Origin of the sequence: Symbiobacterium thermophilum IAM 14863, from assembly GCF_000009905.1 — a bacterium.
Classification (GTDB): Bacteria; Bacillota; Sulfobacillia; order Symbiobacteriales; family Symbiobacteriaceae; genus Symbiobacterium; species Symbiobacterium thermophilum.
In genome coordinates this window covers 3,281,482-3,302,323 of the sequence record NC_006177.1, presented here as the reverse complement: position 1 = coordinate 3,302,323, position 20,842 = coordinate 3,281,482, and the positions used below count along the sequence as shown (strand labels likewise).

The window sequence follows — 20,842 nt, the reverse complement described above, 5'->3', positions numbered from 1 at the left end:
TTACCCCCCTACCGACACCTTGCGCAGGTTTGCGAGGAACACCTTGGATTCCTGGATCTGGACGTTGACGTCCACCGCCTGGGGCGTGAGGGTGTTGGTGATGTCGCCCTGCACGTGCCCGGAGTTGGGGGCCCAGTGGATGGGCAGACCGATCAGGAAGGTCTCCCGGCCGCCAATGCGCAGGGGCCGCAGCCGGTTGGTGACCATCGCCTGGACCCGCACCTTGCCGCGGGCGCTCTCCACCTCCACCCAGTCGCCGTTCCGGATACCCTCGCGCTGCGCCAGCTCCCGCGGGATCTCGCAGAAGTGGCGGGCGAAGGCCTCGGCCAGGTACGGCAGCGTCCGGGTCATGACACCGGAGGTGAGGTGCTCCGTGAGCCGGTAGGTGGTGGCGACGTAGGGGAAGCGCTCGGGGTCGCCGAACAGGTCGAACTCGGAGTCGTAGATCTTCATGGTGGGGATGGTGCCCTGCTTCCGGTAGAGCAGGTTCGGCGTGGGCGACTCCATGGGCTCGTAGTGTACCGGCAGCGGGCCGTCCGGCAGCGGGCCCCAGATGCCGCCCAGGCCCCAGGCCTTCATGATGAAGGGCGTGTCGCCCGGGACGCCCACGGCGTGCACCTGCCCCGGGGCGACCGGCAGCATGTCAGGCACGTCGACGCCGGTCCACTTGCCTTCCGCCTCGTCCCACCAGACCAGCGGGACCTTGGACCAGGGCTTGCCCGAGGGATCGGCGGAGGCACGGTTGTAGATCACCCGCCGGTTGGCCGGCCAGGCGAATCCCCAGCCCAGGTGCAGGTAGTCCGCGGACCCGTCGGCCTTCGCCTCGGTCCACCCGTCGGGCCGGTTGGGGGCGGCCCGCAGGCGGGCGTCCGCCTTGTTGACCCCCTCCTCGGGGTAGATGCCGGAGTAGATCCAGCAGCCGCAGGCGGTGGAGCCGTCGTCCTGCAACGCCCCGAAGCCGGACACCGGCTTGCCGGTGGCGACGTCGTAGCCGTTGATCTCCTTCAGCACCTTGAGGTGATCGAACTCGTTCGGGTTGTCGGGGTCGTCGTAATCCCAGACCAGGTGCTTGATGGGCAGGTCCTTGGCCGCGGTGGAGTCGGCGTAGAGCTGCTTCAGCCGCTTTCCGATCTGCACCATGTACCACCCGTCGGAGTGGGACTCGCCCATCGGCTCGATCATCTTGTGCTTCCACTGGATCAGCCGGTGGGTGTTGGTGAAGGAGCCCTCCTTCTCCAGCGGGCCGGCGGCGGGCAGCAGGATGACCTCGGTCTGGATCTCGGCCGGGTTCATGCCCTCCAGCTTCCAGAACTCGGAGGTCTCGTTGAGGAACAGGTCCGAGACCACCAGCCAGTCGAGCTTGGCCAGGGCGGCCTGCACCTTGCGGGCGTTGGCCGAACCCACCGCGGGGTTCTGGCCCACGACGATGAGCCCCTTCACGCGGCCGTCGAGGATGGACTGGAAGATGTCGTAGTGGCTGTAGGTCTCGCCCGCGGCCATCTTCGGCAGGTAGTCGAAGCAGAAGTCGTTCTCGGCGGTGGCGTGCTCGCCCCACCAGGCCTTCAGCAGCGAGATGAGGAACTTGGGCTTGTTCTCCCAGTAGCTGTTCTTCGTCGTGGTCTTGGCCAGGAAGTCCGAAAGCGACTTGTGGGCCTCGGTGGGCTGGCCCAGGTACCCCGGCAGGTCGTGGTACAGCACCGCCAGGTCCGTGGCCCCCTGCACGTTGGCGTGGCCCCGCAGGGCCGCGATGCCGCCGCCGGCGACGCCGATGTTGCCCAGGAGCATCTGCAGGATCGTGGCCGTGCGGATGTTCTGGACGCCCTTGGTGTGCTGCGTCCAGCCCATGGCGTACACGAACACCGCGGACTTGCCGGCCGTGCCGGTAGCGCAGACCGTCTCGGCGAACTTGATGAAGTCGTCCACCGGGATGCCGCTGATCTCCGAGACCTTTTCCGGCGTGTACTCGGCGTAGATCCGCTTGATGTGCTGGAAGACGCACTGGGGGTGCTCCAGCGTCGGGTCGGAGAGCGGCTGGCCGTCGGGGCCCGTCTGGAAGGCCCAGGTGGACTGGTCGTACTTCTTCGCCTCCGGGTCCCAGCCGGAGAAGAGCCCGTCGTCGAACCGGAAGTCGGGGTGCACCAGCAGCGAGGCATTGGTGTACTTCACCACGTACTCCCGGTGGAACTTGTTATGGGTGATGGCGTAGTTGATCAGCCCGCCCAGCACCGCGGTGTCCGTGCCCGACCGGAAGGGGATCCACCAGTCGGCCTTGGAGGCGGTGCGGTTGTAGCGGGGATCGACGCAGATGACGGTGGCTCCCTTCTGCTTGGCCCGCAGGAACCACTTGAAGGAGATGGGGTGGTTCTCCGCGGCGTTGGAGCCCATGAAGACGACGACATCCGCGTTGGGGATGTCCCACAGCGCCGTGGTCATGGCGCCGCGTCCGAACGAAGTGCCCAGACCGGGCACGGTGGAGGAGTGTCATATCCGCGCGTGGTGCTCGAGATACACCACGCCCAGGGCCCGCATCAGCTTGGTGACCAGGTAGCACTCCTCGTTGTCGATACAGGCCGAACCGATGTGCGCGATGGACTCGGTCCGGTTGACCACCAGCCCGTCGGCGTTCCGCTCCACGAAGCTCGCGTCGCGGGTTTCCTTGATGCGGCGGGCGATGCGGTCGAGCGCCTCCTCGATGCCGATCTCCTCCCAGCGGTCGGAGCCGGGCCGGCGGATCTTGGCGGTCAGCTGCCGAAGCGGATTGGGCCGGCCCACGCCGTCGTAGGCGAACTGCATGGTGGCCGCCCCCTTGGGGCACAGCGAGCCCTCGCTGACGGGGCTGTCCGGGTTGCCCTCGACCTGGAGCAGCTGCCCCTCCCGCACGTAGCCGATCAGGCCGCACCCGACGGAGCAGTGCGGGCAGACGCTGGGGACCTCCTTGGCCCGGGCGATGCGCGACTCCTTCAGGTCCCGCGCCAGGGCCTCCCGCTCCTCGGCGAAGAGCAGCAGGGCCGCGCCGGCCGCTGACACGCCTGAGAGCCGCAGGAACTCACGGCGGTTCAGGTTCATGGCTCGATCCTCCTTGCCACTCGATTGCCGGTTGTGTACACAATGAGACTGGCCGCTGTCCTTACGTACCCCACGAGGTCCATGCCCAGCCGGGTGGCCAGGGCCCAGGCCTCATCGGTGGCGGCGGTGCGGGAGGCGCAGACCGGCGCGCCGAACCGCGCCACCCGGGCGCACATCTCGGCGGAGATGCGCCCGGAGGTGAGCACCACCACCTGTGCCGGCGGCCAGCCGGCCAGCCGGGCCGCGCCCAGCACCTTGTCCACGGCCTGATGCCGGCCGATGTCCTCGCGGACGATCTGCTCGCCGCTGTCGGCCCGCACGGCCATGGCCACGTGCATGCCGCCGGTGGCCCGGTAGAGGGGCGCCTGGGCCAGCATCTCCTGCATCCAGCGGAGGAGCTGCGCCTCGGCGACCCGCGGGCCCGGGGCGACGGGTGCCGGTGGTGCCGGTGTGCGCACGCGCGGCAGCACGGCGTGCACGCACGGCCCCGCCTCGTCCACGGCGAGGTGCGCGATCTCCTCAGGCCCGGCGATCAGCCCCTCGCCGCAGAGCCGGCCCACCGCCCAGTCGGCGAGGTCATGCGGCGTGGTCTGGGCCGTGAGCCAGGCCTGTCCGTTGACGAACAGCGCCGTACGCCGCTCGACCGGGGCCTGGACCGCGGTGCGCGTGGTGACCATGGCGGCGATGGCGTCCACCCTCCCTTCCGGGCTGCCTCGGGGAACGTGGGCAGGACAAACTAGTTGATCAGAATACATGTTATACGCTTTGTAAATAAAAGTGAACGAGCCGCCCGGCGGCTCTTCACCTAGGCGTTCGGTCCTGTTCGCTTCCCCGTTCGGTCGCTGTTCGTAAGTTGTTATACCCGAGCGGGCTGCGTACTTGGATCTACAGGGGGTGTGGCCGGTGCAGGCGGAGTGGGTGTCCCGGGCGGTGGCGGCCCTTCCGGCCGCGGGTTCGGAGCCGGAGCTGGCTGCCGCCGTGGCCCGGGCAGCCGCGGAGGCGCTGGGCTGGCGCGCCGCGGGGGTGCGGCGCGCCGGCCGGACGGAGTGGCTGGCCCGGTTTCCCGAAGGCGCCGAGGTGCGCGGCGAAGTCAACCTGCCCCTCGCCGGGGGGCTGGAGCTGGCCGCGGACGGAGCCGGGGACGCGGAGGGGCTGGCGCTCCTGGGCGCGGTGGCCGGCAAGCTGCTGGAGGCGGCGCAGGAGCGGGCGCGCCTCGCCCAGCGGGCCGAGCGGGCGGAGCGGCGGGCGCGGGAGGCCGTGGAGCGGTACCGCAGCCAGACCGAGCGGCTGGCCGCGCTGCGGGGTGAGCTCAGCGAGGCGCAGCAGCGCCAGCTACTCCTGAGCGAGCGGAACCGGATCGCCCAGGACCTGCACGACCGGGCCGCCCAGACCGCCTACCTGGTGGCGCTGAAGCTGGACTGGCTGCTCGGCGACCTGCCGCCTGCCGACCCGCTGCGGGAGGAGCTGGAGCGGCTCCGGGGGCTGGCAGCGGAGGCGGCGGCGCAGACCCGGGAGGCGATCTTCGCCCTGCGGGCCCCGGAGCTCAGCGAGGGCGGGCTGCACGGCGGGCTGCGCCGGCTCCTGCGGGAGGCGGAGCGCGACGGGTTCACCACGCGCCTCACCGTCGCAGGCAGGCCCCGGGCCCTGCCGGCCGAGGTGGAGGACGCCCTCTTCAAGGTGGGCCAGGAGGCCCTGACCAACGCCCGCAAGCACAGCGGGGGCAGCGCCGTCATGGTGGCGCTCCGCTACGAGCCGGCAGCGGTGACCCTGGTCGTGCAGGATAATGGCGCGGGGATAAAGAATCGCACTGATATTGAGAAACCAGGAAGGTTTGGTGTTAGAGGTATGCGTGAGCGGGTGGCCCGGCTGGGGGGACGGCTGGAGCTGGTGGACGGCGACGAGGGCGGTCTCCTGGTCAGGGCCTCGGTGCCGCTGAAGGGGGTGGACACGCATGCCCATCCGTGTCCTGATCGTGGACGACCATGAGCTGCTGAGGGAGGGGCTGAAGTCGCTGCTCTCCCGGGAGGAGGACATGGAGGTGGTGGGGGAGGCCGCGGGGGGACGGGAGGCCGTCGCCCTCTGCCGGAGCCTGCGGCCGGACGTGGTGGTGCTGGACGCCCGGCTGCCCGATGTGGACGGGGTGGAGGTCTGCCGGCAACTGCAGGAGGAGATGCCCGAGGTGGCCGTGCTCATGCTGACCACCTTCAGCGACTCGGACCTGGTGCTGGGCGCGGTGCGGGCCGGCGCCAGGGGGTACGTGGTGAAGGACGTGCTCGGCATGGACCTGAAGCGATCGATCCGGGCGGTGGCGCGGGGCGAGGTGGCCATGGATCCCAAGGTGGTGGGCTACCTCATGCAGCAGATGCGTTCGCCGTCGGCGGACAAGGAGGAGCGCATCCCCCTCAACCGGCAGCAGCTGGCGATCATCCGCCTGGTGGCCCAGGGGTACACCAACCGGGAGATCGCGGAGCGCATGTTCCTGAGCGAGAAGACCGTGAAGGGCTACCTGGCGGAAGCCATGCGGCGCATGGGCGTGAAGAACCGGGTGGAGGCGGCGATGGTCGCGTCAAAAAACGGCTGGATCTGACCGCGCGGAAGGACAGGCAAGGGCCCGGTCCGGGAAGGACCGGGCCCTCGCTCATGGCCGGCGGGTGGTCACTGTGGGGGGTGGGTGGCCGACTCAGCCAGCTGGCGGGCCAGCTCCTGGATGCGCTCGGCGAGCTGGTCGAGCCGCCGATGGGCCTCCGCGGCCGCGTCCACGTGGGTTCTGGCGCGCCGCACGAGGCCCACGCCGGCGCTGATGTCTCCGGCCACCGCCTCCACGGCGCTGATGACTTCCCGGGTGGCTTCGGTGGTGGCCCGCAGCCGTTCCGCGGTCTCCTCGGCCACCTGCGTCAGGTCCGCCATCTGCTGGCTGACCGCGCCCGCCCGGGCGCCGCTCTCGTTCATGATCGCCGCCAGGGCCCACAGCCGCTCGGTGGCCTCGTCGATGCGCGACACGATCTCCTCCAGGGCGGCATCGCACTCGGCCACCGCCCGCCCGGCCTGCTCCAGGTCGTCGATCAGCCGGTCGAGGCGGGACGCGCCTTCACCGGACTCGGCGGGTTCAGCCTCCAGCCGCAGGAGCTCCAGGGCGCCCGCGGCGCGCAGCACGTCCTGCCGCCCCTGCTGGGCCGCGGCCATCACGGCCCGCAGGGCCTCCAGCACGGCGTTGAAGGAGGACCTGGACTCCTGCACGGCCTGGCTCACCAGCGCAACGATGCGGGCGGCATGGCGGAGCGTGCGGGTCTGCTCGTCCGTTCCGGCGTTGACCCGCGCCAGGGTCACCTCCAGCTCCCGCATGCGGCCCCGGGCCGCGCCGGTGGACTCGCCGGCCTGCTCCGTGGCGCGCAGCGCCTCCTCCGCCGCGGCCCGCGCGTCGTCTGCGGCCGTCCACGCCTTCCGCCCGTCCCGCGCGAGGGCGTCGCTCGCGCCCTGGATCTCCGCCGCCAGGCCGGCCAGCCCCTCATCCCGCTGACGAAGCCGGTCGGCGAACCGGTGAGCGACCAGGATCGGCCCGGCGACGGACAGGACGGCGAACAGCAGGGCCACGCCGGTGGAGACGGACGTGGTGCGCGCCAGCTGGGCGAAGGCGGCCTCGGGGATACCGACGAAGGGCGCGGCGATCACCTGGCCGGACGGATCCCTGAGGGGCACGTAGATCGTGCGCTGCCACTGCCAGCCGCCCACCAGGGCCCTGCCCCGGTACTCCTGCCCGGAGCGGAGCCGCTCCATGACCACGTCGGAGTACAGGGTTCCCACGGCGCGCCGGCCGCCGCCCACGGCGGGCACCGTGGTCGTGACCCGAATGCCGTCCAGCGCGATGGACGCGTCCACCCTGAGGCCGTGGGTCGAGCGCTGGAGAACCTCGTCCACGATCGCATGGTCGTTGTTGAGAATGTCGCTGACCAGGACGGCCCCGAGCACCCGGCCGCCCTCGTCCCGCACTGGCGCGGCCCCCACCAGGGCGAGCGCCTCGTCCAGTACCTGGCCGGTGCGGGGATCCGCGGATCCCGGGGTCTCGATGACCGGCATGCGCACCTGCGCCTGGATCCCTGCCGGTTCCCCGGCCAGCTCCTCGGCGGTGATCACCACCGGCGAGTGGACGGGCGCGGCCGAGGAGAGCACCAGGTCTACCAGGCCGCCGTAGCTGAGCCGCTCGCCGGAGGCCTGCGCCCCGGCGCGGGCGACCACCCGGCCGTCGGGGCCGACCACCGCGATCAGGTCCGCGCCGGGCAGCGCGCGCTGGAAGTCGTCGAGGATGGGGCCGGGATCCCCGCCGCCGGCCAGGGCGGCCACCACGGCGGGGTGGGCTGCCAGGGCGACGGCCCGGTCGCGCATGCGCACGAGGCTGGCGTCGATCAGGGCCTGCTCCAGGTTGATCGCAAGGCTCAGGGCCTCGTCGACCTCCCGGTCCATCTGCCGCTGCACCAGGCCGTTGAGGTAAAGGCTGATCCCCAGCAGCAGGGCGGCCGGCACCAGCGAGGCGGCGGCGACGAGGATCAGGATGCGGCTGCGGAAACGGCGGGCCGGGCGGGCCTGCAACGCGCGCACCTCCTTTCGCGTCAGCGGATGCGCCCGCCGGCGGTGTAGATCACCAACCGGTCGGGGCTCTTTGCGTATCCGGCCAGGTCGATGGCGAGCGCCTCCGCCAGGTCGATGGCCTGGTCGGTGGCGGCAGAGAGCGAGGCCGCCACGCCGATGCCGGCGCGGGCGGCCTTCCGGCACATCTCATAGGAGATGCGGCCGGTGGCCAGCAGCACGGTCTCCTCCGGGGGCCAGCCGGACCGCAGCCAGGCGCCGATGGCCTTGTCCGCGGCGTTGTGCCGCCCGATGTCTTCCCGGACGAGCAGCGTGTCCGTGGGGACGTGCACGACGGCCGCCGCGTGCATGCCGCCGGTGGCTGCATAGAGCGGCGCTGCCGCCTGCAGCTGCCGCATCCAGCCGGCGACCTGTTCCCGGGAAACGACGAGTCCGTGGGTAACCGGCCGAAGCTCGCCGGCGTGGGCCCCGGCGTCGAAGGCGACCCCCTGTCCCGGGTCGGGGCGCCGGTAGCGCCCGGCCGCCCGGACCGCATGGAGCGCGCGGGACGGCGCGACGGCGGCCTCCACGACGCAGGTGTCGGCGTCCACCCGGACCGCAAGCAGGTCAGCCGGCCCGTCGATGATGGCCTCGCTGTAGAGGAAGCCCAGGGCCCAGTCCCCGAGGTCCACCGGGGTGGTCTGGATGCGCAGCAGCTCGGTACCGTTGACGACGAGCGCCGTCTGGCGCTCGCAGGGCATGGGATGGGGCGGTTGCACGGGCAGCCGGTCCTCCTTCGACGGTGGTGGGTGGGGTGGCGTTGCGTCAAGTCTTTACAGATATGTTCGCACTGCAGGCGGCCCTGCACAAGCCCCCACTGGGCCGGCCTCGGCGCGGCCGGCGGTTCCGCGGTGCTGGATGATAATGTCAGGCGGCCGCTGGCTTGACAGCGACGGGCGGATCGAGTAGAATTACACGTGCTGCAGGCAAAGACACCGCGGGGTGGAGCAGCCAGGTAGCTCGTCGGGCTCATAACCCGGAGGTCGAGGGTTCAAATCCCTCCCCCGCAACCAGAAGGCGCAGGACCGGAGGGGAAGCCCTCCGGTCCTGCTGGTCGGTTCAGGCTGCCCCGTGTTCCACTGTTGACACGGAGTGGGCGCCGTGGTAACTTATATGGGCATGGTGAGTGCCTCGCGGAATGGAGGTGGCGCAACGTGGCGAAGGCAAGCGCTCGGGTCATTATCACGATGGCCTGCACCGATTGTAAGAATCGGAACTACTCTACCTATAAGAATAAGAAGAACGACTCGGGGCGTCTCGAACTCCGGAAGTTCTGCCCGACCTGTGGGCACCACACCCTCCATCGCGAGACCCGCTAGGCCCGGGCATCGTGCCGACGCCATGCGCGCTCGGCCCTCACAGGGGCGTAGCTCAACTGGTAGAGCAACGGTCTCCAAAACCGTAGGTTGCGGGTTCGAGTCCTGCCGCCCCTGCCACCTGAACCGCCGCACCGGTGACCGGTACGGCGGTTCAGCGCTTCCCGGAGGCCGGAGACGACCGCAGGAAACTGTGCCCGCGCGCTTTACAACCCGTGCGCGGCCGTGCTACAATTTGTACACTGGTCGCGCTGCCAGGTTTTATTTGTGTTGGGGCATTTTCTATCTCGAGGGTGGTCGTGATCATGGAACGCATCAAAGCCTTCTTTGAGGGGATTCGTACGTACCTGCGCGAGGTCGTCGGCGAACTCCGGAAGGTCGTCTGGCCGAGCCGTGAGCGCGTCATCAAGGCGACCGGCATCGTGGTGGCCATGGTCGCGCTGGTCGCCGGGTTTCTCTACCTCTGGGACCTGGGCATCGGGGCGCTGATGGAGCTGCTCCTCGCCTAGGTCGCAACCCACGCAAAGGCAGGTGTTGGGGGCCTGGCCTGCCCCCCGGCTCATGGCAGAGAAGCACTGGTATGTCGTCCACACCTACTCCGGGTATGAGAACAAGGTCAAGACCAACCTGGAGAAGCGTGTCGAGTCCATGGAGATGCAGGAGAAGATCTTCCGGGTCCTGGTCCCCATGGAGGACGAGATCGAGATCAAGGACGGCAAACAGAAGAAGGTCAAGCGGAAGGTCTTCCCAGGGTACGTGCTCGTGGAGATGGTCATGAGCGACGACTCCTGGTACGTCGTGCGCAACACCCCCGGCGTGACGGGGTTCGTCGGGTCCGGCAACAAGCCGATCCCCCTCACCCCCGAGGAGGTCGAGGCGATCCTCGGCCGGCACGGGGAGGACAAGCCTGCCCACGTGGTGGTCGATTTCGAGGTCGACCAGCCGGTGCGGGTGATCGCCGGTCCGTTCAAGGACCACACTGGCGTGATCAAGGAGATCTTCCCCGAGAAGGGCAAGGCGCGCGTCCAGGTCACGATGTTCGGCCGCGAGACCCCGGTGGAAGTGGACTTCAGCCAGATCGAGGAGATCTGAGCTGGGCCATTCCCAATGCCCCCGCTTTGTGTTAGGATCAATGCGGTCGCGCATCCTGCGCGACCCTTTGATGTGCGGGCCCTTGGTCCGCAGTGGGAGGGCGTCTGCCGGACGCCCGCCGTACCACATCTTCTAAGGAGGAGTCATCGTGGCGAAGAAGGTCACAGCGGTGATCAAGCTGGCGCTGCCAGCGGGGAAAGCGACCCCGGCGCCGCCCGTCGGTCCGGCCCTGGGCGCGCACGGCGTCAACATCATGGCGTTCTGCAAGGAGTACAACGAGCGGACCAAGGACCAGGTCGGCCTCGTCATCCCGGTGGAGATCACCGTGTACGAGGACCGTTCCTTCACCTTCATCCTGAAGACCCCGCCCACCGCCGTTCTGATCAAGAAGGCGCTAGGCATTGAGACCGCCTCCGGCGTGCCGAACAAGCAGAAGGTCGGCAAGCTGACCGACGCCCAGGTCGAGGAGATCGCCAAGATCAAGATGCCCGACCTGAACGCCAACGATCTGGAGGCCGCCAAGCGCATGGTGCGCGGTACCGCCCGGTCCATGGGCGTGGATGTCGAGTAGCGCACGGCCTTGGCTTGTGGGAGGCTGCCTTCGGGCGGCAGCCGAATCGCGGTTTAACCACAAGGAGGAAGATCACAATGCCGAAGCATGGCAAGAAGTACCGGAGTGCGGCGGCGCTGGTCGACCGCAATAAGCTGTACGATCCCATGGAGGCCCTGGAGCTGGTGAAGAAGACCGCCACGGCCAACTTCGATGAGACGATCGAGGTCGCCTATCGCCTGGGCGTCGACGTCCGCCATGCGGACCAGCAGATCCGCGGCGCCGTCGTGCTGCCTGGTGGCACGGGCAAGGAAGTGAAGGTGCTCGTGTTTGCCAAGGGCGAGAAGGCGAAGGAAGCCGAAGCCGCCGGCGCGGACTACGTCGGTGCCGAGGACCTGGTGGCCAAGATCCAGGAGGGCTGGCTGGACTTCGACGTCGCTGTGGCCACCCCGGACATGATGAGCCTGGTCGGCCGGCTGGGCCGCATCCTCGGTCCCCGCGGCCTCATGCCCAACCCCAAGACCGGCACCGTCACCTTCGACGTGGCCAACGCTATCCAGGAGATCAAGGCCGGTAAGGTGGAGTACCGGACCGACAAGGCCGGCATCGTCGCGGCGCCCATCGGCAAGGCCTCTTTCGACGTGGAGCGGCTGGCGGCGAACTTCCGGGCCCTCACGGAGGCCCTGCTCCGGGCGAAGCCCGCGGCGGCGAAGGGCCAGTACATGAAGTCGGTCACCATCTCGGCGACGATGGGCCCCGGCATCAAGGTCAACCCGGCCCGCCTGACCGCCACGGCGGAGAAGTAGAGAAGGAGCTGTCGACGGGGTCCGCCTTCGGGGCGGACCCCTTTATCGCGCCTGCGGGGACCATGTCGAATCGGGTCGATCCTGTATTGCAAGCGCGACATCTGCGGGATACTATAGGCCGGGGCTGAGATCTACATATAGCCAAAATCGCCATACAGCAACGGTGGCGGGAGGTGAAACGGCAGATGGACGAGCGCCAGATCCGGCAGCGGTTGGAGAGCCTGGTCGACCGGTGGCTGAAGGCCTCGCCGGCGGAGAAGCGCATTCTGATCCAGGAGAAGATCCGGTTGGAAGAGATGCTGGAGGAGGAGCGGGCGTAAGCGCGCGTGCTGCAACTCACCCTTGACGCCTGCACACCAAAGGGATATACTCGTCGGTGTGCATGAACTCCATAGTGAACGACCGTAGACAGCAGGTGCCGCACAGGCCTAAGTGGCGTTTTCGCCAGCCCGCCGAGGTCGGATGTCGCGCCTCCCGGGGCGCGCGCGTCTGGGTGCTACATCTCAGACCTCCGACTGGCTATGGTCGGAGGTCTTTCTTCATGTTCCGGTTAAGGGGGTGAACAGAACGTGCGCACGATCCGTCCCGAGAAGCAGCAGGCGGTGGCCGAGCTGAAGGAGGCCCTGCAGAACGCCAAGAGCGTCGTGCTGGCCGATAACCTCGGGCTGACCGTCGCCCAGGTGACGCAACTGCGCCGGGAACTCCGGCAGGCCGGTGTCGAGCTGAAGGTGGCCAAGAACACCCTGATCGGCATCGCTGCCCGGGAGCTGGGCATCGAAGGGCTCGAGCCGTACCTGCACGGCACCACGACCCTGGCGTTCTCCTATGAGGACGAGGCCGCGGGCGCCAAGAAGATCCGCGAGTTCTTCGCGAAGGAACGGGAGCCCAAGTTCGTGATGAAGGCCGGCATCCTCGAGGGGAAGGTCATCGACGCGGACGGGGTGAAGGCGCTGGCCGACCTGCCCAACCGCGAGACCCTGCTCGCCCAGGTGCTGGCCGGCATCCAGGCGCCCCTGCAGGGCGTCGCCGGCGCCATCAACGGCCTGCTGGCCAGCTTCGCCTATGCGCTGGATGCGCGCATCCGCCAGCTGGAGGGTGCCGAGGCCTAGTTCGGAATCCCATCTTGATGCCATTTCAAGTTCAAGTTTAAGGAGGTTTCCCACATGTCCAAGGCTGCAGAGGTTATCGAGATCATTAAGGGCATGACCGCCCTCGAGCTCAAGGAACTGAAGGAACTGTTCGAGGAGACCTTCGGCGTGACCGCCGCCGCCCCGGTGGCCGTCGCCGCTGCCCCCGCCGCGGGCGCCGCCGCTGCTGCTCCGGCCGCGGAGGAGAAGACCGAGTTCGACGTCATCCTGAAGAACCCCGGCGCCAACAAGATCGCGGTCATCAAGGTCGTCCGCGAGCTGACCGGCCTGGGCCTGAAGGAGGCCAAGGACCTGGTCGACGGCGCTCCCAAGCCCGTCAAGGAGAAGGTCTCCAAGGCCGATGCCGACGCCGCCGCCGAGAAGCTCAAGGAGGCCGGCGCCGAGGTCGAGGTCAAGTAAGGGCGTTCGCCGCCGGAAAGGAGGGTTGGAGTCAGCGCTGCCCGGGCGCGGCTCCAACCCTCGCCTTCTTTCGGAATGAAAAGGGCGGGCAGAACCTGGCGGCTCTGCCCGCGGTCTGGACTTCCCTTGACAGGGGTTCCCTGCCGTGGTAACATGATAACTTGCCATCAAAGTGTGGACGGGACGGTTACGGCGAACTCCCGCTGCGCCCATGCACCGGGCGGAAAGTTCACCCGATACATGCATAAACCGGGTTTTCCAGGATACCAATAAAGAATGGCATCCTGGAAAGGCCGACCATCAGCGGCCGGTCGTGCAAGTGCTTTTTTCTTTTTCGTAGTCGGTTACAGTTTCTCCTGCCGGTGCGTTCAAATCGGCGGGGGAGTTGATGATACATCGAGCGCTTCCGCGGTGGGCACTTCCAGACGGGGAGCTTCTTGATGGCCACCATACAGGAGCGAGGAGGCCTAGACCGCATGCCGAAGATCGTGCAAGCTGGCAGGAGACAGCGGCTGAGCTTCTCCCGGATCGATGAGGTTCTGGAGATGCCGAACCTGATCGAGCTTCAGCGCAACTCCTATCAGTGGTTCCTGCGTGAGGGCCTGCAGGAGATGTTCCAGGACATCTCGCCCATTCAGGACTTCACCGGCAACCTGGTGCTGGAGTTCATCGACTACAGCTTGGGCGAACCGAAGTACTCGATCGAGGAGTGCAAGGAGCGGGATGTCACGTATGCCGCTCCGCTGCGTGTCCGGGTCCGGCTCATCAACAAGGAGACCGGCGAGGTGAAGGAGCAGGAGGTGTTCATGGGCGACTTCCCGCTCATGACCCCCACCGGCACCTTCATCATCAACGGCGCGGAACGGGTCATCGTCTCCCAGCTCGTCCGCTCGCCCGGGGTCTACTTCTCCGAGCAGATCGACCCCTCCGGCAAGAAGCTGTTCTTCGCGACCATGATCCCCAACCGGGGCGCATGGCTGGAGTTTGAGTCCGACGTCAACGACGTCATCTACGTGCGCGTCGACCGGACCCGCAAGCTGCCCGCGACCGTCCTGCTGCGCGCCCTCGGCTTCGGCTCCGACCAGGAGATCCTCGACGCCGTGGGCGATTCGGAGTACATCCGCCGCACGCTGGAGAAGGACAGCACGGAGTCCGAGGAGGAGGCGCTCATCGAGATCTACAAGCGGCTGCGGCCCGGTGAGCCGCCGGCTGCGGACAACGCGCGCCAGCTCCTGGAGACGCTGTTCTTCGAGCCGAAGCGGTACGACCTGATGCACGTGGGCCGCTACCGGCTGAACAAGAAGCTGGCCCTGAAGCGGCGCATCGTGGGCACGTCCACCGTCGACCGGGTGGTGCACCCGGAGACGGGGGAGGTGCTGGCCGAGGCCGGCGTGCAGATCGATAAGCGGCTGGCCGAGAAGATCGACGAGGCCGGCGTGGACGCGCTGACCGTGCGGCTGCGCGACGGCGGGATCGTGCGCGTGGTCGCCAACGGCAGGCCGGACATCAGGGTGAAGACCATCGTCCGGCAGGACATCGTCGCCGTCATCAACTACATGGTCAGTCTATTCAAGGGCCTGGGCAGCGTCGACGACATCGACCACCTGGGCAACCGGCGCGTGCGCTCCGTCGGCGAGCTGCTGCAGAACCAGTTCCGCATCGGCCTCGCCCGGATGGAGCGCGTCATCAAGGAGCGCATGACCATCCAGGATGTGGACATCATCACGCCCCAGGCGTTGATCAACATCCGGCCGGTGGTCGCCGCGGTGAAGGAGTTCTTCGGCTCCTCGCAGCTCAGCCAGTTCATGGACCAGACCAACCCCCTGGCCGAGCTGACCAACAAGCGGCGCCTCTCGGCCCTGGGCCCCGGCGGCCTCTCCCGGGAGCGGGCCGGGTACGAGGTGCGCGACGTGCACACCTCCCACTACGGCCGCATGTGCCCCATCGAGACGCCGGAAGGTCCCAACATCGGCCTGATCGGCGCCCTGGCCACCTTCGCCCGTATCAACGAGTACGGCTTCATCGAGACGCCGTACCGCAAGGTCGACCAGGAGAGCGGCCGGGTCACCGATGAGATCGTCTACCTCACCGCGGATGAGGAGGACGAGAACATCATCGCCCAGGCCAACGAGCCGCTCAATCCGGACGGCACCTTCGCCCGGGACCGGGTCACCTGCCGCTACCGGGACGAGATCCTGCAGGTGCCGCCCAGCCAGGTGGACTACATGGACGTCTCGCCCAAGCAGGTGGTGTCCATCGCCACGGCGCTCATCCCGTTCCTGGAGAACGACGACGCGTCGCGGGCACTGATGGGCTCCAACATGCAGCGGCAGGCCGTGCCGCTCCTGCGCACCGAGGCCCCGTACGTGGGCACCGGCATGGAGTATCGCTCCGCCTGGGACTCGGGCGTCTGCGTCATCGCCGAGAACGACGGCGTCGTGCTGCGGGCGACGGCCTCCGAGGTCGTCGTGCAGTACGACGACATGCAGGTGAAGAAGTACAAGCTGACCAAGTTCACCCGGTCCAACCAGGGCACCTGCATGAACCAGAAGCCGATCGTGCGCGCCGGCGACCGGGTGCGCAAGGGCGACGTGATCGCGGACGGGCCGTCCACCGACCAGGGTGAACTGGCCCTCGGCCGCAACGTGCTGGTCGCCTACATGTGCTACGAGGGCTACAACTACGAGGACGCCATCATCATCAACGAGCGGCTCGTGCGCGAGGACGTCTTCACCTCGATCCACATCGAGGAGCACGAGTGCGAGGCGCGCGACACCAAGCTGGGGCCCGAGGAGATCACCCGGGACATCCCCAACGTCGGCGAGGACGTGCTGAAGGACCTGGACGAGCGCGGCATCATCCGCATCGGCGCCGAGGTGCGGCCGGGCGACATCCTGGTCGGCAAGGTCACGCCCAAGGGCGAGACCGAGCTCACGGCTGAGGAGCGGCTGCTGCGGGCGATCTTCGGCGAGAAGGCGCGGGAGGTCCGCGACACGTCGCTGCGGGTGCCGCACGGCGAGTCGGGCATCGTCGTGGACGTCAAGGTCTTCACCCGTGAGAACGGCGACGAGCTCTCGCCCGGCGTGAACGAGCTGGTGCGGGTCTACATGGCCCAGAAGCGCAAGATCAGCCAGGGCGACAAGATGGCCGGCCGCCACGGCAACAAGGGCGTCATCTCCGTCATCGTCCCGGAGGAAGACATGCCCTTCATGCCCGACGGCACGCCGATCGACATCATCCTGACGCCGCTGGGCGTGCCCTCCCGCATGAACATCGGCCAGATCATGGAGATCCACCTGGGCTGGGCGGCCAAGACCCTGGGCATGTACGTGGCCAGCCCGGTCTTCGACGGCGCCAACGAGCAGGACATCCGGGAGATGCTGCTGAAGGCCCACCTGCCGCCCAACGGCAAGACGGTGCTCTACGACGGCAAGACCGGCGAGCCCTTCGACAACGAGGTCACCGTCGGCTACAAGTACATGCTGAAACTCCACCACCTGGTGGACGACAAGATCCACGCCCGGTCCACGGGCCCGTACTCGCTGGTCACCCAGCAGCCCCTGGGCGGCAAGGCGCAGTTCGGCGGCCAGCGCTTCGGCGAGATGGAGGTGTGGGCGCTGGAGGCCTACGGCGCCGCCTACACGCTGCAGGAGCTGCTCACGGTCAAGTCCGACGACGTGGTCGGCCGCGTGAAGACCTACGAGGCCATCGTGAAGGGCGAGAACGTGCCGGAGCCCGGCGTGCCCGAGTCGTTCAAGGTGCTCATCAAGGAGCTGCAGTCCCTGGCCCTGGACGTCAAGGTGCTCGACGAGAGCGGCAACGAGATCGAGCTGCGCGAGCTGGACGACGAGATGGACCTGTCCGACCGCGACCTGGAGATCCCGACGCTGGGCGGCGCGGAGCTGGCGAAGCCTGCGCCCGACGCCCAGGCCGGCGAGGAATCGGGCGAGGCCGGGGAGGAGTCCGAGGGCGAGCCCGAAGAGGAGGACGTGGAGGAGATCGACGTTCCCCTCGATCCGGAGGAGCTGGAGAAGGTCGCGGGCGCCCTGAAGAACCCCGTGCGCGCGGGCCGCCGCGGCGCCGGTGGCGGGCTGGCCGACGACGACCAGGAGATGGACGAGGAGGACCTGTTCGACGAGGGCGACGAGGATCTGGCGGACGACGTCGGTCTCTACCGGGGCCGCAGCCGCCGCCTGGCGGACGACTTCGGCGACGAAGAGGAAGAGTAGGGGAGGGTGCTGAGCGATGCTCGATGTCAATTTCTTTGACTCCATCCAAATCGGCCTGGCCTCTCCCGAACGCATCCGGCAGTGGTCCCGCGGCGAGGTAAAGAAGCCGGAGACCATCAACTATCGGACGCTGCGCCCCGAGCGCGACGGCCTGTTCTGCGAGCGGATCTTCGGGCCGACCCGCGACTGGGAGTGCCACTGCGGCAAGTACAAGCGGGTCCGGTACAAGGGTATCGTCTGCGACCGCTGCGGCGTCGAGGTGACCCGGGCGAAGGTGCGGCGTGAGCGCATGGGCCACATCGAGCTGGCGGCGCCTGTGAGCCACATCTGGTACTTCAAGGGCATCCCGTCCCGCATGGGGTTGATCCTCGACATCAGCCCGCGGGCTCTGGAGAAGGTCCTCTACTTCGCGGCGTACATCGTGACCGACCCCGGCGACACGCCGCTCATGGAGAAGCAGCTGCTGACCGAGAACGAGTACCGGGAGTACCGGGAGAAGTACGGGGACGCCTTCAAGGCGGGCATGGGCGCCGAGGCCGTCAAGGTCCTGCTGGAGAAGCTGGACCTGGACAAGATGGCGGAGGAGCTGCGCCATGAGGTCCGCACGGTGTCGGGCCAGCGGAAGATCCGCGCGACCCGGCGCCTGGAGGTGGTCGAGGCCTTCCGCAAGTCGGGCAACCGGCCCGAGTGGATGATCCTCGAGGTCATCCCCGTCATCCCGCCGGACCTGCGGCCCATGGTGCAGCTGGACGGCGGCCGGTTCGCCACGAGCGACCTCAACGACCTCTACCGCCGGGTGATCAACCGGAACAACCGGCTGAAGCGGCTGCTCGACCTGGGCGCGCCGGACATCATCGTCCGCAACGAGAAGCGCATGCTGCAGGAGGCCGTGGACGCCCTCATCGACAATGGCCGCCGGGGCCGCCCGGTGACGGGCCCCGGCAACCGGCCGCTGAAGTCGCTCTCCGACATGCTGAAGGGCAAGCAGGGGCGCTTCCGCCAGAACCTGCTGGGCAAGCGCGTCGACTACTCCGGCCGCTCGGTCATCGTGGTCGGCCCGCACCTGAAGCTGCACCAGTGCGGCCTGCCCAAGGAGATGGCGCTGGAGCTGTTCAAGCCCTTCGTCATGAAGAAACTGGTCAACGACGGCCACGCGCACAACATCAAGAGCGCCAAGCGCATGGTGGAGCGCATGCGGCCCGAGGTGTGGGACGTCCTGGAGGAGGTCATCCGGGAGCACCCGGTGCTGCTCAACCGTGCGCCGACCCTGCACCGGCTGGGCATCCAGGCCTTCGAGCCGGTCCTGGTCGAGGGCCGCGCCATCCAGATCCACCCGCTGGTCTGCACGGCGTACAACGCCGACTTCGACGGCGACCAGATGGCGGTCCACGTGCCGCTGTCGGCCGAGGCGCAGGCCGAGGCCCGCATCCTCATGCTGGCGGCGCACAACATCCTGAACCCCAAGGACGGCCAGCCGGTCATCACGCCGTCCAAGGACATGCTGCTGGGCTCCTACTACCTCACCCTCCCCAAGCCCGACAGCGAACCCAAGATGCGGTTCTCCCATCCCCACGAGGCCTTGCTGGCCTACCAGAACGGGCTGGTCGAGCTGCATGACTGGGTGGAAATCCGCTTCCCCGAGCCGCCGAAGGACCTGGAGCCCTACTCGGAGGAGTGGTGGGAGCACCCGGACAACTGGAACACGGTCTCCGGCAAGCGGATCAAGACGACCATCGGCCGGATGATCTTCAACGAGGTCCTGCACCCCAAGCTCCGCTACATCAACGAGACCATCGAGAAGAAGTGGATGGGCAAGATCATCGACATGGCCTATCGCAAGCTCGGCACGGTCAAGACCGCGGAGCAGACCGACAAGATCAAGGACCTCGGCTTCCGGTTCGCGACCCAGTCCGGCGCCACCATCGCCATCTCCGACATCAAGGTGCCCGGGGACAAGGACGAGATTCTGCGGCAGGCGGAGAAGGAGGTCGACCAGGTCGAGCGCAACTACCGGCGCGGCCTGATCACCAACGACGAGCGGTACCAGCGGGTGATCGCCATCTGGTCTGAGGCCAAGGAGAAGGTCACCAGCACCCTGGTCAAGACCATGGAGGACTTCAACCCGGTCAACATGATGATGAAGTCCGGCGCCCGCGGTAACATCTCGCAGATCACGCAGCTCGCCGGCATGCGCGGCCTGATGGCCGACCCGTCGGGCAAGATCGTGGAGCTGCCGGTGAAGGCCAACTTCCGCGAGGGCCTGACCGTGCTGGAGTACTTCCTGTCCACCCACGGCACCCGCAAGGGCCTGGCCGACACGTCGCTGCGCACCGCGGACTCGGGGTATCTCACCCGCCGCCTGGTGGACGTCGCGCAGGACGTGATCGTCCGGGAGGACGACTGCGGCACCACCGCCGGCATCACGTGGACGGAGGAGGTCGATCAGTTCGGCAACGTGATCGAGCCGATCACGCCGCACATCGTGGGCCGCGTGGCGCTCAACGACATCGTCCACCCGGAGACCGGCGAGATCATCGTCTACGCCAACGAGATGATCGACGAGGACCTGGCCGAGCAGATCCTCGCGGCCGGCATCAAGGAGGTCACGATCCGGTCGGTGCTCACCTGCCGCACCCGGTACGGCGTCTGCCGGGCCTGCTACGGCCGGAACCTGGCCACCGGGCGGCTGGTGGACGTCGGCGAGGCGGTGGGCATCATCGCCGCCCAGTCCATTGGCGAGCCGGGCACGCAGCTGACGATGCGCACGTTCCACACCGGCGGTGTGGCGGGCGACGACATCACGCAGGGTCTCCCGCGCGTGGAGGAGCTGTTTGAGGCCCGTAAGCCGAAGGGCCAGGCGATCATCGCCGAGCTGGACGGCGAGGTCTCCATCACCGAGCAGAAGGGCCGGCGCGAGATCACCATCACCTCGGAGGACGGCGAGTCGGTCACCTACTCCATCCCGTACGGCGCCCGCGTCAAGGTGCGCTCGGGCCAGTTCGTGGAGGCCGGCGACGAGCTGACCGAGGGCTCGGTGAACCCGCACGACCTGCTGCGGGTGAAGGGGCTGCGCGGCGTGCAGCGCTACCTGCTGCGCGAGGTCCAGAAGGTCTACAACCTGCAGGGCGTGGACATCAACGACAAGCACATCGAGATCATGGTCCGGCAGATGCTCCGCAAGGTGAAGGTGGAGGATCCCGGCGACACCGACCTGCTGCCGGGCGGCTTCGTCGACATCTTCGACTTCGAGGACGAGAACGAGCGGGTGATCATGGAGGGCGGCGTGCCCGCCGTGGCCCGGCCGATGCTCCTGGGCATCACCAAGGCGTCGCTGGCGACCGATTCGTTCCTGTCCGCCGCCTCCTTCCAGGAGACGACCCGGGTGCTCACCGACGCCGCGATCAAGGGCAAGCGGGACCCGCTGCTCGGCCTGAAGGAGAACGTGATCATCGGCAAGCTGATCCCGGCCGGCACCGGCATGGGACGGTACCGCAACATCAAGCTGTTCACCGAGGACGACGTGTACGCCGAGCATCTGCAGGGCGCGGACGACTAGCACGAGAAGGCCCGGCTGCCGTGAGAGGCAGCCGGGCCGTTATGCGCGCTCACCGGCGAT

The 20,842-nt window shown here is 68.1% G+C and carries 17 protein-coding genes, 2 tRNA genes and 1 other annotated feature; of the genes, 14 read left to right on the top strand and 5 right to left on the bottom strand.

Annotated elements, in window-relative coordinates:
• The 3 genes from fdnG to STH_RS17580 are packed head-to-tail and all read right to left on the bottom strand — an operon-like array spanning position 1 to position 3,761.
• Positions 1-2,469 (bottom strand): formate dehydrogenase-N subunit alpha, encoded by a 2,469-nt coding sequence (fdnG, locus tag STH_RS15405; protein WP_148205609.1) that lies wholly within the window; start codon positions 2,467-2,469, stop codon positions 1-3.
• A gap of 12 nt (positions 2,470-2,481) precedes the next feature.
• Positions 2,482-3,066: a hypothetical protein gene (locus tag STH_RS19195; RefSeq protein WP_043714334.1), complete on the bottom strand. Its 585-nt coding sequence runs from the start codon at positions 3,064-3,066 to the stop codon at positions 2,482-2,484.
• Positions 3,063-3,761, bottom strand: coding sequence for a formate dehydrogenase accessory sulfurtransferase FdhD (locus STH_RS17580; protein ID WP_050742320.1), 699 nt, complete (start codon positions 3,759-3,761; stop codon positions 3,063-3,065). Before STH_RS17580 ends, STH_RS19195 begins: the two co-directional genes overlap by 4 nt.
• Before the next feature lie 208 nt (positions 3,762-3,969).
• Here STH_RS17580 and STH_RS15390 point away from each other — a divergent pair, with 208 nt between their 5' ends.
• Complete coding sequence (locus STH_RS15390; RefSeq protein WP_043714331.1) at positions 3,970-5,052, top strand: sensor histidine kinase; 1,083 nt, start codon at positions 3,970-3,972, stop codon at positions 5,050-5,052.
• Entirely contained in the window at positions 5,018-5,653 is a 636-nt protein-coding gene (locus tag STH_RS15385; RefSeq protein ID WP_011197211.1) for a response regulator, read from the top strand. The genes STH_RS15390 and STH_RS15385 overlap by 35 nt, the downstream gene beginning before the upstream one ends.
• A 68-nt stretch (positions 5,654-5,721) precedes the next feature.
• Here STH_RS15385 and STH_RS15380 read toward each other — a convergent pair whose 3' ends face one another.
• Together STH_RS15380 and fdhD are read right to left on the bottom strand one after the other, a co-directional pair.
• Positions 5,722-7,650, bottom strand: a complete 1,929-nt coding sequence (locus STH_RS15380; RefSeq protein ID WP_043714329.1) for a cache domain-containing protein — start codon at positions 7,648-7,650, stop codon at positions 5,722-5,724.
• A gap of 20 nt (positions 7,651-7,670) precedes the next feature.
• A complete protein-coding gene (gene fdhD / locus STH_RS15375; RefSeq protein WP_011197209.1) occupies positions 7,671-8,405 on the bottom strand; it encodes a formate dehydrogenase accessory sulfurtransferase FdhD in 735 nt (244 codons plus the stop codon).
• Positions 8,406-8,622: 217 nt separating this feature from the next.
• Between fdhD and STH_RS15370 the strand changes: the two genes are divergently transcribed.
• From STH_RS15370 to rpoC, 12 genes are all read left to right on the top strand, one after another.
• Positions 8,623-8,699, top strand: a tRNA-Met gene (locus tag STH_RS15370).
• 141 nt (positions 8,700-8,840) lie between these two features.
• Positions 8,841-9,005: a 50S ribosomal protein L33 gene (gene rpmG / locus STH_RS18145; RefSeq protein ID WP_011197208.1), complete on the top strand. Its 165-nt coding sequence runs from the start codon at positions 8,841-8,843 to the stop codon at positions 9,003-9,005.
• A 41-nt stretch (positions 9,006-9,046) separates the two neighbouring features.
• Positions 9,047-9,122 (top strand) — tRNA-Trp (locus STH_RS15365).
• A 185-nt stretch (positions 9,123-9,307) separates the two neighbouring features.
• Positions 9,308-9,511 carry a preprotein translocase subunit SecE gene (gene secE, locus STH_RS15360; protein WP_043714324.1) on the top strand — a complete coding sequence of 68 codons (204 nt, stop codon included), beginning with the start codon at positions 9,308-9,310 and terminating at the stop codon, positions 9,509-9,511.
• A 52-nt stretch (positions 9,512-9,563) separates the two neighbouring features.
• Positions 9,564-10,094, top strand: coding sequence for a transcription termination/antitermination protein NusG (gene nusG, locus STH_RS15355; RefSeq protein WP_011197206.1), 531 nt, complete (start codon positions 9,564-9,566; stop codon positions 10,092-10,094).
• 148 nt (positions 10,095-10,242) lie between these two features.
• Positions 10,243-10,665: a 50S ribosomal protein L11 gene (gene rplK, locus STH_RS15350; RefSeq protein WP_011197205.1), complete on the top strand. Its 423-nt coding sequence runs from the start codon at positions 10,243-10,245 to the stop codon at positions 10,663-10,665.
• 77 nt (positions 10,666-10,742) lie between these two features.
• The gene (rplA, locus tag STH_RS15345) at positions 10,743-11,450 is read left to right on the top strand and encodes a 50S ribosomal protein L1 (protein ID WP_011197204.1); all 708 of its coding nucleotides are present in this window, start codon (positions 10,743-10,745) and stop codon (positions 11,448-11,450) included.
• A gap of 185 nt (positions 11,451-11,635) precedes the next feature.
• Positions 11,636-11,770 (top strand): hypothetical protein, encoded by a 135-nt coding sequence (locus STH_RS19810; protein WP_011197203.1) that lies wholly within the window; start codon positions 11,636-11,638, stop codon positions 11,768-11,770.
• 64 nt (positions 11,771-11,834) lie between these two features.
• Positions 11,835-11,997, top strand: a sequence feature (ribosomal protein L10 leader region).
• Between the two features lie 22 nt (positions 11,998-12,019).
• Positions 12,020-12,559 (top strand): 50S ribosomal protein L10, encoded by a 540-nt coding sequence (gene rplJ, locus STH_RS15340; protein ID WP_011197202.1) that lies wholly within the window; start codon positions 12,020-12,022, stop codon positions 12,557-12,559.
• A gap of 54 nt (positions 12,560-12,613) precedes the next feature.
• Positions 12,614-12,997 carry a 50S ribosomal protein L7/L12 gene (gene rplL, locus STH_RS15335; protein ID WP_011197201.1) on the top strand — a complete coding sequence of 128 codons (384 nt, stop codon included), beginning with the start codon at positions 12,614-12,616 and terminating at the stop codon, positions 12,995-12,997.
• 476 nt (positions 12,998-13,473) lie between these two features.
• The gene (gene rpoB / locus STH_RS15330; RefSeq protein WP_011197200.1) at positions 13,474-17,226 is read left to right on the top strand and encodes a DNA-directed RNA polymerase subunit beta; all 3,753 of its coding nucleotides are present in this window, start codon (positions 13,474-13,476) and stop codon (positions 17,224-17,226) included.
• Between the two features lie 16 nt (positions 17,227-17,242).
• Positions 17,243-20,782 carry a DNA-directed RNA polymerase subunit beta' gene (rpoC, locus tag STH_RS15325; protein ID WP_011197199.1) on the top strand — a complete coding sequence of 1,180 codons (3,540 nt, stop codon included), beginning with the start codon at positions 17,243-17,245 and terminating at the stop codon, positions 20,780-20,782.
• Positions 20,783-20,842 lie beyond the last annotated feature (60 nt).